The following is a 12,912-nucleotide window of genomic DNA, read 5'->3' on the forward strand; positions in this document are numbered from 1 at the left end:
TTCCCTTCGGTCTTTCGTGTTTCCAGCTTAGCAGATCCGTTTTCCGTTTCCGCCACCCGCTGGAGCGGGCTGCCGGGCCGTTCTTCGCTTTCGCGCTTCCCTTTCCGGCGGGTTCAAACACTATCAGGCTTTCTCCGCCCCTCTGACCACTGCTCGGAGGCGATCGGTGCAGAGGTGTAGACCACTGGTGTAGACCAGTTAGGATCTCGGCTTGATAGGTGCTGCCGATGACCTGCGACTCACTGTCGTGTCGGGGTCAGGCAGGTGTACGACCCTACCTGCAGCCGGTAGTTGAGGCAAATCGCTCCGGTGCTCCCGAGGGCCATGAACATGGGCTTCTCGGGCGGAACCGGGACATCTCATGACATACGCTTCTGACAGTACGCCGTCCGGGACAGGCAGTGACGGCGACACAGAATCTCCGCCCCCTGGGAGGCTCCCCATGACCATCGTGACGTCGCCGCTCGCCGGCCGGGCCATCGGACTCGCCGCTGTGCCGGACCCCGTGTTCTCCGGGGCGATGGTCGGGCCCGGTACCGCCATCGATCCCGTGCGTGAGCCTTCCGAGGCGCTCTCCCCCGTCGACGGCGTGGTCGTCTCCCTCCACCCGCACGCGTTCGTCGTCGTGGACTCGGAGGGGCACGGGGTGCTGACGCACCTGGGCATCGACACCGTGCAGCTGAACGGCGAGGGCTTCGAGCTCCTTGTGAGCAAGGGCGACACCGTGTCGCGCGGGCAGGCCGTCGTGCGGTGGAACCCTGCGGCCGTCGAGGAGGCCGGCAAGTCCGCGATCTGTCCGATCGTGGCCCTGGAAGCCACCGCCGACTCCCTCGGTGAGCTCCGTGAGAAGGGCGACGTGGAAGCCGGAGAGTCTCTCTTCACCTGGCAGTGAGCGTGCCGCTGTCCCCCGGGACGGCGACGGGTCGGACATTCAAACGTGGTGGCGGCGGGCCGCCACTCAATCGGAGACAGGTGTAATGGAGACAACGCTGCGAGGCGTCGGCGTCAGCCACGGTGTGGCGATCGGCGAGGTTCGGCACATGGGCACGGCAGTCCTGGAGCCGCCGGCCAAGCAGATTCCGGCCGATGAGGCGGAGCGCGAGCAGGGGCGTGCTCGCCAGGCCGTGGAAGCGGTCGCGGCGGATCTGATCGCGCGCGGCAATCTGGCCGGCGGTGAGGCCCAGCACGTGCTCGAGGCGCAGGCCATGATGGCCCAGGACCCGGAGCTGATGGCCGACGTCGACCGTCGTGTCGCCGTGGGCAGCACGGCCGAGCGTGCGGTGTACGACGCGTTCGCCGCGTACCGGGCGCTGCTCGCCGGGGCCGGGGAGTACCTGGCGGGGCGGGTCGCGGACCTCGATGACGTGCGGAACCGGATCGTGGCGCGGCTGCTGGGTGTGCCGATGCCGGGTGTTCCGGACAGTGACGAGCCGTACGTGCTGATCGCGCGGGATCTGGCTCCGGCGGACACGGCGCTGCTGGACCCGTCGCTGGTCCTGGGCTTCGTCACCGAGGAGGGCGGGCCGACCAGCCACAGCGCGATTCTGGCGCGGGCGCTCGGTGTGCCCGCCGTGGTGGCGCTGCCGGGTGCCGGGGAGCTGGCGGAGGGCACCGTGATCGCGGTGGACGGCAGCACGGGTGAGATCTTCGTCGAGCCGACCGCCGAGCGGCGTGCCGAGCTGGAGCGGGCGGCCGCCGAGCGCAAGGCGGCGCTGTCGGCGGCGACCGGTCCGGGGGCCACGTCCGACGGGCACAAGGTGCCGTTGCTGGCGAACGTGGGCGGACCGGCCGATGTGGCGGCGGCCGTGGAGGCCGGTGCCGAGGGTGTCGGTCTGTTCCGTACCGAGTTCCTGTTCCTGGACGACAGCAAGCAGGCACCGTCGGAGGACAAGCAGGTCGAGGCGTACCGGAAGGTGCTCGAGGCGTTTCCCGAGGGCCGGGTCGTCGTGCGGGTGCTGGACGCGGGCGCGGACAAGCCGCTGGACTTCCTGACGCCGGCGGACGAGCCGAACCCGGCGCTCGGCGTGCGGGGTCTGCGGGCGCTGCTGGATCACCCGGAGGTGCTGCGGACGCAGCTGTCCGCGCTGTCGAAGGCGGCCGAGGGGCTTCCGGTGTACCTGGAGGTCATGGCGCCGATGGTGGCGGACCGTACGGACGCGAAGGCGTTCGCGGACGCGTGCCGTGAGGCGGGGCTGCGGGCGAAGTTCGGTGCGATGGTGGAGATTCCGTCCGCCGCGCTGCGGGCGCGCTCGATCCTGCAGGAGGTCGAGTTCCTGTCGCTGGGCACGAACGACCTGGCGCAGTACACGTTCGCCGCCGACCGGCAGGTGGGTGCGGTGTCGCGGCTGCAGGACCCGTGGCAGCCGGCGCTGCTGGACTTGGTCGCGCTGTCGGCGGAGGCCGCCCGGGCCGAGGGCAAGAGCTGTGGTGTGTGCGGCGAGGCCGCGTCCGATCCGCTGCTGGCCTGTGTGCTGACGGGTCTCGGGGTCACCTCCCTGTCGATGGGCGCCGCTTCGATTCCGTACGTACGCGCGACGCTGGCGAAGCACACGCTGGCGCAGTGCGAGCGGGCGGCCGCGGCGGCGCGGGCGGCAGACACCGCCGAGGAGGCGCGGCTGGCCGCGCAGGCGGTCCTGTCCGGCGAGTAGGCGCAAGGTGGGTGGAGGGGCTTTCCCGCGGTGGCGGGGAAGCCCCTTTCGCTTGCGCGCTCAGTGGTGCGGCGGCGGCAGGTCGTCACCTCCGGCGATGTCGAATCCGGCGAGGTAGTCGACGTTGGGCTCCGGGGAGAGCGGCTCGCCGGTGTCGGCGTCGGTGCAGTAGGCGTTGAAGACCTCGGCGGCGCTGAGCGGGATGAGGCGGCCGCGGTCGAGGCGCCAGCCGTGGACGCGGTCGGGGGCGGCCGGTGTGGTGGTGCGCAGGACCAGTCCACCGGCGCTTTGGAGGGCGATGCCGACCGCGAGGACGGAGGTGAACTCGGCGCCTTCGGAGGAGTCGAGCAGGGTGGGGCCGGTGTCCGGGCGCTCGGCGTGGAGCACGGCCAGGAGCTGCTCGTCGCGCGCGGGGATGCTGCAGACGACGTGGTGGGTGCCGGGTCCGGCCTCTTGGAGGAGGCGGTGCAGGAGGTGGGAGGCCCGGTCGAAGGCGTCGCGGCCGATGTCCTGGCCGCAGCGGGCGCACTCTCCGACGTCGGCGAGGAGCATGGTGGCGTACTCCCAGGTGGCGTGGCGTACGGCTTTGTTGATGAGGGCGGGGACGAGCCGGTCGATGGGTTGTCCGGTGTAGGCGAGGCCGGCGCCGGTGGTGGCGACTTCGGCGGTGAAGCGGCTGCGGCTGGCGGGGCTGTCGGGGTCGAGGCCTGCTTGCGCGCAGTACACGGCGTAGTCCTCGGGGTCGAAGAGGGTGACCGTGGTGTGGCCGCCCTGGGTGGCGAGGCTCCTCAGGAGGGCTTCGACCTGGTGGAGGTAGGTCGCGTGGTCGTCGAAGGTGAAGGTGCGGTAGCGGCGCATGGCCGTGAAGTCCTCTTCGTCCGCCAGGAGGCCGACGGTGCTCGGGACTTCGCGGCGCAGGGCGCGCCGCATCGCGGTGGTGCTCCGGGTGTGTGCCATGAATCCCCCTGGTTCATCGGTGCTCACTCACCGTAACCGAGGGGTCTGACAACGCGGCTTCGCGCACGCGGTCGCGGACCAGGCGGCGCTGGGCGAGGCAGAGGGCGGCATAGCCGGCACCGAGGAGGGGCCAGGCGAGCGGGCCCGCCGCGATGACGGCGGTGACGAGGAGCGGTCCCGCGCTGCGCTGGGTCGATGCGGCGAGGCCGTGGACGCCGAGGTAGGCGCCCTGGGCGTCGGTGGGGGCGAGGGCGACGGAGAGTTCCCAGGAGACGACGGCGTGGAGCATCTCCACGAAGGTGAGGGCGATCGCGCCCGCGGTGAGCGTGGCGATGGCGGTCCAGGTGCCGCCGGTCGCGGAGGCCGCCAGGGCGAGGCAGCCCGCGATGAAGAGGCAGGCGAGCGGGGTGAGCAGGCGTCGGGCGGCGGTGGGGGTGGTGCCGAAGCGGGCGAGCGGCACCTGGAAGACGATTACGAGTACCGAGTTGAGGACCAGCAGCATCGGGGCGAGGCCGACGGGGGCGTCCGTGGCGTGGATGATCCACAGGGGCAGGCCGACCTGGAGGATCGCGTCGTCGAGGTAGAGGGCGGCTTCGGTGGTGGTGTAGAGGAGGAAGGTGCGGTCGCGCCACGGGTTGGAGGGCGGGGCGGGGGTGGGCGTGGAGGTGGCGGAGGCGGCGGCGACGCGCGAGGGTGACGGGGGTTCGGCGCAGCGGAGGGTGAGCGCGGCGATCACGACGTACGAGAGGGCGTTGCCGACGAGCAGGGCCTGGTAGGCGGTGGTGGTGCCGACGGTGAGGGCGGCTGCCGCGGCGAGGCCGCCGAGGGCCCAGCCGATGTTGGCCACGGTGCGGTTGACGGCCTGGTAGCGGGTGCGCTCGGGGCCCGCGACGCGTGCGGCGTAGAGCTTGGTGAGGACGTTGGAGCCCCGGTCGGGGAGGGCGCCGACGGCGGAGTAGAGCAGCAGGAGGGCGTAGCTGTCGGTGGTGAGGAGGGCCAGGAGGGCGGCGGCGCGGAGGAGTTGGGCGCCGATGAGGACGCGGGTGACGGGGAAGCGGTCGGCGAGGCGTCCGGCGAGTGGGGCGCCGGCGATGCCTATGGCGCCGGAGACGCCGATGAGGATGCCGACTTGGGCGACGGAGGCGCCGCTGACCTGGGTGAAGTAGAGGGCGACGGCCGTGGCCCAGAGTCCGGTGCCGGTTTTGTCGATGAGGGTGACGACGAGCATGCGGCGGCCGTCACGGCCCCCTGGGATGTGGATGCGGCTCCGCGTGCGCGGGGTGGGCGCGGTGCGGTGACGGTGCTGGTTCACCGTTTCCCCCTTGACTCCGTATTATGTATTGATACATAGTTGAGTACGTGGCAGCACAATATGCGATCAGTGGGACGTCGGCCAAGGGGATTGCCGCGTCCATCGAGCGGGCCGTGGCCGACGGAGGCCTGGGGCCGGGTGCCGCGCTGCCTCCGGTGCGGCGGCTCGCGGACGATCTGGGCGTCAGCCCCGGGACCGTGGCGACGGCGTACAAGGAGCTGCGGCAGCGCGGGATCGTGGTGACCAGGGGCAGGGGCGGGACTGTGGTGGCGCAGGCGCCGTCGGTCGGGTCGCGGCGGCCGCCGAGGGTGCCGGAGGGGGTGCGCGATCTGGCGGGCGGCCACCCGGACCCGGCGTTCCTGCCGGAGCTCCGGCCCCCGTCACCGGTGACGCCGGTGCCCGGGTCGCACCGTGCGTCACCGCGGCTGGCGGCGCTGGAGGAGCTCACGCGCGCGTGGTTCGCGCGGGACGGGGTTCCGGCGGAGCACGTCACCTTCGCGCACGGCGCCCTCGACTGTGTGGCGCGGCTGCTCTCCACGGAGTTGAAGCCGGGCGATTCGGTGGCGGTCGAGGATCCGGGGTTCCATCACCTGCTGGACCTGGTTCCGGCGCTGGGCCTGCGGATGGTTCCGGTTGCGGTGGACGACGCGGGGATGGTGCCCGAGGCTCTGCGGGCCGCCCTTCGCGCGGGCGTACGGGCACTGGTGTGCAGTCCGCGCGGGCAGAGCCCCAGGGGCGCGTACTTCACTCGGGAGCGGCGGGATGCGCTGGTGGAGGTGCTGGCAGGGTTCCCCGAGGTGCTGGTCATCGAGGACGACCACAACGCGGAGATCTCCGGGGCACCGTCGGCCACGACGCTGTCGGCCGCCGGGCTGCCGCGCTGGGCGCAGGTGCGCACGGTCTCCAAGCATCTGGGCATCGACCTGCGCTGGGCGGGGCTCGCGTGTGACGCGACGACGCTGGCCCGGCACGATGGGCGGATGCTGCTGACCTCGGGGTGGGTCAGCCACGTGCTGCAGGAGACGGTGGCGCGGCTGATGGCCGACGAGGAGGCCGCACGGCTGGTGGGGCGGGCCGAGGAGACCTACACCGAGCGGCGTGAGGCGCTGCTCGGTGAGCTGGCGCGGCGCGGGATCGCGGCGCACGGGGCGAGCGGCCTGAACGTGTGGGTGCCGGTGCGCGACGAGTCGGCGGTCGTCAACGGGCTGCGGTCGTACGGCTGGTGGGTCGCCGCGGGGGCCCGCTTCCGGATCGCGGCGCCCACCGCCGTACGGATCACGACGGCGACGCTGGAGCCGTCCGGCGCGGCGCGGCTGGCCTCGGACTTCGCCGGCGTACTGGGCGAGTCCGAGGCCATGTACGGGGGTTGAGTCAGCCCGTCTTCCCGCCCTTGGCGGCGCGGGTGCGCGCGAGCCCCTCGTAGAAGCGCAGAAGGTCGAGGTTGTCCACGGAGCCGGGGTTGACGGCCTTGGAGAGCTCGGTGCCCTGGAGGAGGCGTTTGACCGGGACCTCGATGCGCTTGCCGGTGAGGGTGTGCGGGACGCCGGGGACCTCGATGATCTCGTCGGGTACGTGGCGCGGGGACAGCTCCGTACGGATGGTCCGCTTGATGCGGTCGATCAGCTCGTCGTCGAGGGCGGCCCCTTCGGCGAGGTGGACGAAGAGCGGCATCCAGTAGCCGCCGTCGGGCTCCTCCAGGCCGATGACGATCGATTCGCGGATCTCGGGGAGGCGTTCCACCGCCTCATAGATATCGGCGCTCCCCATACGGACGCCCTGGCGGTTGAGGGTGGAGTCGGAACGGCCGTGGATGACGACCGAGCCGCGTTCCGTGATCGTGATCCAGTCACCGTGGCGCCAGACGCCGGGGTACATCTCGAAGTAGCTGTCGCGGTAGCGGCTGCCGTCCGGGTCGTTCCAGAAGTGGATGGGCATGGACGGCATGGGCTGGGTGACGACCAGCTCACCCACCTCGCCGGTCACGGGCTTTCCTTGCGGGTCCCAGGCCTGGAGGTCGGTGCCCAGGCAGGCGGCCTGGAGCTCCCCCACGTGGACGGGGAGGGTGGGGACGGCGCCGGCGAAGCAGCTGCACACGTCCGTGCCGCCGCTGACGGAGGCGATCCACAGGTCGTCGCGGACCTCGTCGTGGAGCCAGCGGAAGCCGTCCGGAGGGAGCGGGGAGCCGGTGGTGGCGACGCACGTGATGCGGGACAGGTCGTGGTCGCGGGACGGGTGGACGTCCGCCTTGCGGCAGGCCATGACGTACGCCGCGGACGTGCCGTAGAGGGTGGTCCCGGTCAGTTCGGCGATGCGCCACTGGGCGCCGGTGTCCGGGTAGCCGGGGCTGCCGTCGTACAGGACGACCGTGGTGCCGGTGAGCAGGCCGGAGACGAGGAAGTTCCACATCATCCAGCCGGTGGAGGTGTACCAGAAGAAGCGGTCCTCCGGGCCGAGGTCGCAGTGCAGGCCGAGCTGCTTGATGTGCTCGAGGAGGATGCCGCCCTGGGACTGGACGATCGCCTTGGGCAGACCGGTGGTGCCGGAGGAGTACAGGACCCACAGGGGGTGGTCGAAGGGCACCTGCTCGAAGACGGGTTCCGCGTCGCCGTCCGTCAGGGCGGACCAGTCGAGGGCGCCCTCGGGGGCGTCCGTGCCGAGGAGCGGGATGTGGACGACGGCGCGCAGGGTGGGCAGTTCGCGGCGCAGCTCGGCGACGGTGTCGCGGCGGTCGTGCTCCTTGCCGCCGTAGCGGTAGCCGTCGACGGTGAACAGGACGACCGGTTCCACCTGCTGGAAGCGGTCCAGCACGCTGCGGGCGCCGAAGTCGGGGGCGCAGGAGGTCCACACGGCGCCGACGGCGGCCGTGGCGAGGAGGGCGGTGACGGCCTGCGGGATGTTGGGCAGGTAGCCGCTGACGCGGTCGCCGGGGCGTACGCCGAGGGCGCGCAGCTCGGCGGCGAGGGCACCCACCTGCCGGCGCAGCTCCGCCCAGCTGACGGGCGTCGCCTCCTGGGTCTCGTCGACGTGGAGCAGGGCCGCCGCGTCGGGGCGGTCGGCGGCGGCGCGCAGGGCGTGCTCGGCGTAGTTGAGGGTGGCGCCGGGGAACCACTGGGCACCGGGCATCGAGCGCTCGCCCAGGACCCGCTCGTACGGCGTCGAGAAGCGGATGTCGAACCACTCCGCCACCGCTTGCCAGAAGGTGTCGAGGTGCTCGATGGACCAGCGGTGCAGCGCGGGGTAGCCGCCGTCGGCCGGGGCTCCGTGCCGTTCGGCGGCCCAGGCCTGGAAGCGGGTGACCGCGGCGGTGGCGATACGGTCCTGATCGGGCTGCCAGAGCGGCTCGGGCTGCGCGTGCTCTGAGGTCATGGGGCTGCTCCCTGGCTGTACGTCCCTGTACGCGGGTCTGCGTGGGTCGCGCGCACGTGCGGGGTGTGCGCGTGACGCGGCTGACAGGGACGATGCCATGTGATCGTTGTTCGCACCAGGGTTCCCCGCCCATGGTCGCGAGGCTGAATATGTGGTCCCACCACGGGTGAACGGCAGTTGAACGGCCCTCCCCCGCGCGTGGACGGGTGGCAGGGTGAGCCGCATGGACGGTCGTGATCTGGTGCGTTCGGTGAAGGTCTTCTCGACGGTACGGGGCCTGCGGGCGGTGCGCTCGGCGTGGCGGCAGCGCCGGACGGACGCCTGGGGGCTGCCGCCGCGCGGAGCCGAACGGGCGCGGACACCGGGGCCCGCTCAGGGGGCGGAGCCGCTGCCGGGCGGCGGCGTGGTCACGTTCGCCCGGTCCGTGCTGCGGGTGTGGGTGACGGCCGGCGGCACGGTCTTCTGGGGCTGGGACGGGGCCGAGCCCCTCCCGTCGTACGCGCTGGCCGGCGACCCTCCGGAGCCGGACCAGCGGGCCGTACTGGAGCCGGACACGGGCGGCGGCTGGCGGGTGGTGGCGGAGCGGGTGACGGTGGCGGTGTCGCGCGACGGCGCCGTGGAGATCCGCACGCCGGGGGGCGTCATGCTGCGCCGCGAGCTGCCGCCCCGCTGGTGGGAGCCGGCGGGCGGGAGGGGCCCGGCGGGCACTGTGGCGGCGGGTCCCGTGCGGTGGGTGCAGCGCTCGGAGGTGCCGGCCGACGCGCGGTTCTTCGGGCTCGGCGGGCGGGCGTCGGGGCCGCGGCTGCGGAACGGCACGTACCGGCTGTGGAACACCGATCCGGGCGGCGGCTTCGGTCCCGGTGACGACCCGCTCTACATCACCATGCCGGTGCAGCTGGTGGTGTCCGACGCGGGGACCCATCTGGCCTTCCACGACAACTCCTGGGACGGGCTGGTGACCCTGCGGGAGGGCGAGGAGGGCGCCGGATCGGGGCACGACCGGCCGGGGGCGAGCGAGGTGCGGATGAGCGGTGGCCCGCTGCGCTGCTGGGTCGTGGTGGGGACCCCCGCGCGCGTGCTGCACGGCTGGACCACCCTGACCGGCGCGCCCGCGCTGCCGCCGTCCTGGGCGCTGGGACCGCAGCACGCGCGGTGGGGCTTCGGCACAGAGCGCGAGGTGCGGCGCGTGGTGGCCGGCTACCGGGAGCACGATCTGCCGCTGTCGGCGCTGCACCTGGACATCGACCACTACCGGGAGCACCAGGTGTTCACGGTGGACCGGGAGCGGTTCCCCGACCTGCCCGGGCTCGCCCGGGAGGCACGCGAGGCGGGGGTACGGCTGGTGTCGATCGTCGACCCGGGGGTCAGGGCGGAGCGCGGCAACGCGGTGTACGAGAGCGGGCGGGCGGTCGGGGCCTCGGGGGCGTACGTACGGGACGGGCGGGGCGGCGAGGTGCGGGGGCTGGTGTGGCCGGGTGAGTGCGTGTTCCCGGACTTCACCGATCCCGCCGTACGGACGTGGTGGGGCGGCCTGTACGAGGAGCGGCTCGCCCAGGGCTTCTCCGGGGTATGGCACGACATGAACGAACCGGTGTCGTTCGCGGCGTTCGGCGACAGGACGCTGCCCCGTTCGGCGCGGCACGCCCTGGAGGGGCGGGGCGGCGACCACCGCGAGGCGCACAACGTGTACGGCCTGACGATGGCCAGGGCGGGCTACGAAGGGCTGCGGCGGCTGCGGCCCGGCGAGCGGCCGTTCCTCTTCTCGCGGTCCGGCTGGGCGGGCATGCAGCGGTACGGCGGGACGTGGTCGGGCGATGTGTCGACCGGATGGCCGGGGCTGCGTGCGTCGCTCTCCCTGGTGCTGGGGCTGGGCCTGTGCGGGGTGCCGTATTCGGGGCCCGATGTGGGCGGGTTCGATGGGATCCCTTCGCCGGAGCTTTTCCTGCGCTGGCTCCAGCTGGGCGCGTGGCTGCCGCTGTTCCGTACGCACTCGGCGATCGACGCGGGGGTGCGCGAGCCGTGGGAGTTCGGGCCGCGGGTGCTGCGGTACGCGCGCGTGGCGCTGGCCGAACGCGAACGGCTGCGGCCGTACTTCGTGACGCTGGCCCATCTGGCGCGGCTCACGGGGGCGCCGTACGCGCGGCCGCTGTGGTGGGGTGCACCGGAGGACCGTGCCCTGCGCGACTGCGAGGACGCCTTCCTGCTGGGCGACGCGCTGCTCGTGGCGCCGGTGATGGCGCGCGGCATGGACCGGCGGGCCGTACGGCTTCCGCGCGGGCGCTGGTACGACACCGCGACCGGCCGGGCGTACGACGGGCCGGGGCAGGTGCTGCTGGACGCGCCGCTGTCGCGTATCCCGGTGCTCGCGCGGGGCGGGGCGGTGATCCCCGTACGGGGTGAGGACGGCGCGGAGGAGCTGGAGGTGTGGGCGCCGGCGGCGGGGCGCACGGGCGGTGGGCTGGTGGTGCGCGACCCGGGTGACGGCTGGGAGCGGGCGGAGGTGGAGCGGTACACGAGCCGGCTGGTGGACGGCGGGGTCCGGGTGGAGCGGGTGACGGACGACGGCGCGCGGCCGGTGGAGGGACGACGGGTGAGGGTGCGGGGGCTGGGCGCGGTGGCGGGGTGACGGCCCTGGCCCGGGCGGGTGGCCGACGAGGTTGGCGGAGCTACGGGGTTGGCGGGGTCCCGTGTGTGACGGCAAACGGGTGAACGACACGCACACGCGCGCCGGGTGCGGCGTTACGCAGGGTGGGCCCGGCCGCTCGGTGCCGGGCCGCTCGACGAAGGGATGGACCATGATCAAGCAGGTGCTGGCGGCCGCCGGTGTCGCCGCGGCCGTGCTCGGCGCTTCCGCCTCGGCCGCCTCGGCGGTCGGCGACCGCGGGGTGGACACCCAGAACGGCAACTACTCCGTGCAGGAGTACGGCAACACGGGCAGCGACCCGGCGCTGACGGCCGACCGCAGCGCGGACGAGGCGGCGCTGCGGTCGCTGGATCGCCGGTAGGTCTCAGCAGGTCCCCGCGCGGGATCACCCGGAGGGTGTCCCCGTCCCGTAGCGGCCGGCGAACCAGTTCCGTACGGCCGCGGTGTGCAGCGGGAACGCGAGCTCCGCCGGCGCGTACAGGACGTGGTGGCCCGACGTCTCGGCGGTGGCGGCGGAGGGCGGCAGTCCGGCGGCGGGGAGCTCCGGGAGGAGGCCGAAGAGCAGCAGGTGGCCGGCGGGTGAGCTCATGGCGTCGGCGAGGCGGACGTCGGCGGCGGCCGCGGGGATGCCGGTCTCCTCCCGCAACTCCCGTACCACCGCGTGCCGCCAGTCCTCCGCGTGGTCGATGAAGCCGCCGGGCAGGGCGACGCCCCCGCGGTGGGGGTCGATGGTGCGGGTGATGACGACGAGGCCGGTCCCGCGTGTGCCGGTGACGGGGAGCAGGGCGACCGCGACCGGCAGGGGGTTCCGGTAGGCGGTGTCGCCGCAGGAGGCGCACGTGCGGGGCCAGTCGGCCGCGGACGGGTAGGGCGCGCCGCAGGCGCCGCAGTGGGAGTCCTTCACAGGGCGGACTGTAGCGGGGGGCTTGGGCCCGGGGCCTCGAGGCTGGGGGGCTGGGCCGGGGGCTTGGGCCTGGGGCCGGGGCTTGCGGCAAGGCGGGCTCGGGGCCAGGGCGTCTCAGGCCGAGGCGGGCTCAGGGCGAGGTGGCTCTCAGAACGAGGGGCTCTCAGGCCGAGGGGCTCTCAGGGCGAGGCGGGCTGTACCCGTCCGGGCCGAGCTGGTAGATCCGTGGGCATGACACGACTCGGTACCGCTCTCCGCGCGCTCGTGGCGGCCGCCACCGCGCTCCTCTCCGTGGCGGCGGCACCCGCCGCGCAGGCCACGCCCGAGCCCAAGGCGCCGCAGGAGTTCGTGGCGCTGCGCTCCGTGGATCCGACCATCATCCAGGAGATGCGCTACACCACGGCGCACAACTTCGTCGGTGAGCCGGTGGACGGGTACCGGCAGCCGCTGTGCATCCTCACCAGGCCGGCCGCGCAGGCGTTGCACCGGGCCCAGGTGCGGCTGTTGCGGCAGGGGTACTCCCTGAAGGTGTACGACTGCTACCGGCCGCAGCGCGCGGTGGACCACTTCGTACGGTGGGCGAAGGACCTCCAGGACGAGCGGATGAAAGCGGAGTTCTATCCGCTCGTGGACAAGTCGCGGCTCTTCGCGGACGGTTACATCGCCGAGAAGTCCGGGCACAGCCGCGGCTCGACGGTCGACCTCACGATCGTGAAGCTGCCCGCCCCGCCGACACGGCCGTACGTGCCGGGCGAGAAGCTGGTGCCCTGCTACGCGCCCCGGGAGGAGCGGTTCCCCGACAACTCCCTCGACATGGGCACGGGTTTCGACTGCTTCGACACGCTGTCCCACACGGACGATCCCCGCGTCCAGGGGGTGCAGCGCGCGAACCGGCAGCTGCTGAAGAGCACGCTCGCCGCCCAGGGTTTCGTGAACCTGCCCGAGGAGTGGTGGCACTTCACGTACAAGCCGGAGCCCTTCCCGGAGACGTACTTCGACTTCCCGGTGGCACGGCGTTCGGTGGCCGGGCGCTGAGCCGACGCCGGAAGACGCGCCCCCGCCGTCCGGGGGCGCGGAGTCC

At 73.1% G+C, this 12,912-nt stretch carries 11 protein-coding genes; 7 read left to right on the plus strand and 4 right to left on the minus strand.

Going from position 1 to position 12,912, the window contains the following annotated elements:
- The 3 genes from ACZ42X_RS31490 to ptsP form a co-directional block, all read left to right on the plus strand.
- Nucleotides 1-180, plus strand: a 180-nt coding sequence (locus ACZ42X_RS31490) for a hypothetical protein (protein WP_468297288.1), incomplete at its 5' end; no start/stop codon positions are given.
- 262 nt (nt 181-442) lie between these two features.
- A complete protein-coding gene (locus ACZ42X_RS31495; RefSeq protein WP_361429687.1) occupies nt 443-892 on the plus strand; it encodes a PTS sugar transporter subunit IIA in 450 nt (149 codons plus the stop codon).
- A gap of 85 nt (nt 893-977) precedes the next feature.
- A complete protein-coding gene (gene ptsP, locus ACZ42X_RS31500) occupies nt 978-2,648 on the plus strand; it encodes a phosphoenolpyruvate--protein phosphotransferase (RefSeq protein ID WP_468297291.1) in 1,671 nt (556 codons plus the stop codon).
- A gap of 60 nt (nt 2,649-2,708) precedes the next feature.
- Here ptsP and ACZ42X_RS31505 read toward each other — a convergent pair whose 3' ends face one another.
- Complete coding sequence (locus ACZ42X_RS31505; RefSeq protein WP_468297294.1) at nt 2,709-3,605, minus strand: hypothetical protein; 897 nt, start codon at nt 3,603-3,605, stop codon at nt 2,709-2,711.
- A 13-nt stretch (nt 3,606-3,618) separates the two neighbouring features.
- Nucleotides 3,619-4,917, minus strand: a complete 1,299-nt coding sequence (locus ACZ42X_RS31510) for an MFS transporter (protein WP_468297297.1) — start codon at nt 4,915-4,917, stop codon at nt 3,619-3,621.
- A gap of 47 nt (nt 4,918-4,964) precedes the next feature.
- Here ACZ42X_RS31510 and ACZ42X_RS31515 point away from each other — a divergent pair, with 47 nt between their 5' ends.
- A complete protein-coding gene (locus ACZ42X_RS31515; protein WP_468297300.1) occupies nt 4,965-6,287 on the plus strand; it encodes an aminotransferase class I/II-fold pyridoxal phosphate-dependent enzyme in 1,323 nt (440 codons plus the stop codon).
- Nucleotide 6,288: 1 nt separating this feature from the next.
- Here ACZ42X_RS31515 and ACZ42X_RS31520 read toward each other — a convergent pair whose 3' ends face one another.
- Nucleotides 6,289-8,283 (minus strand): acetoacetate--CoA ligase, encoded by a 1,995-nt coding sequence (locus ACZ42X_RS31520; RefSeq protein WP_468297302.1) that lies wholly within the window; start codon nt 8,281-8,283, stop codon nt 6,289-6,291.
- Nucleotides 8,284-8,506: 223 nt separating this feature from the next.
- Here ACZ42X_RS31520 and ACZ42X_RS31525 point away from each other — a divergent pair, with 223 nt between their 5' ends.
- Both ACZ42X_RS31525 and ACZ42X_RS31530 read left to right on the plus strand, forming a co-directional pair.
- Nucleotides 8,507-10,909, plus strand: coding sequence for a glycoside hydrolase family 31 protein (locus ACZ42X_RS31525; RefSeq protein ID WP_468297305.1), 2,403 nt, complete (start codon nt 8,507-8,509; stop codon nt 10,907-10,909).
- Between the two features lie 169 nt (nt 10,910-11,078).
- Nucleotides 11,079-11,288 (plus strand): hypothetical protein, encoded by a 210-nt coding sequence (locus tag ACZ42X_RS31530; protein WP_468297308.1) that lies wholly within the window; start codon nt 11,079-11,081, stop codon nt 11,286-11,288.
- Between the two features lie 24 nt (nt 11,289-11,312).
- Here ACZ42X_RS31530 and ACZ42X_RS31535 read toward each other — a convergent pair whose 3' ends face one another.
- Entirely contained in the window at nt 11,313-11,831 is a 519-nt protein-coding gene (locus tag ACZ42X_RS31535) for an NUDIX domain-containing protein (RefSeq protein WP_468297311.1), read from the minus strand.
- A gap of 231 nt (nt 11,832-12,062) precedes the next feature.
- Here ACZ42X_RS31535 and ACZ42X_RS31540 point away from each other — a divergent pair, with 231 nt between their 5' ends.
- The gene (locus ACZ42X_RS31540; protein WP_468297314.1) at nt 12,063-12,866 is read left to right on the plus strand and encodes a M15 family metallopeptidase; all 804 of its coding nucleotides are present in this window, start codon (nt 12,063-12,065) and stop codon (nt 12,864-12,866) included.
- Nucleotides 12,867-12,912: the final 46 nt, after the last annotated feature.

Source organism: Streptomyces sp. NPDC030862 (assembly GCF_055571835.1).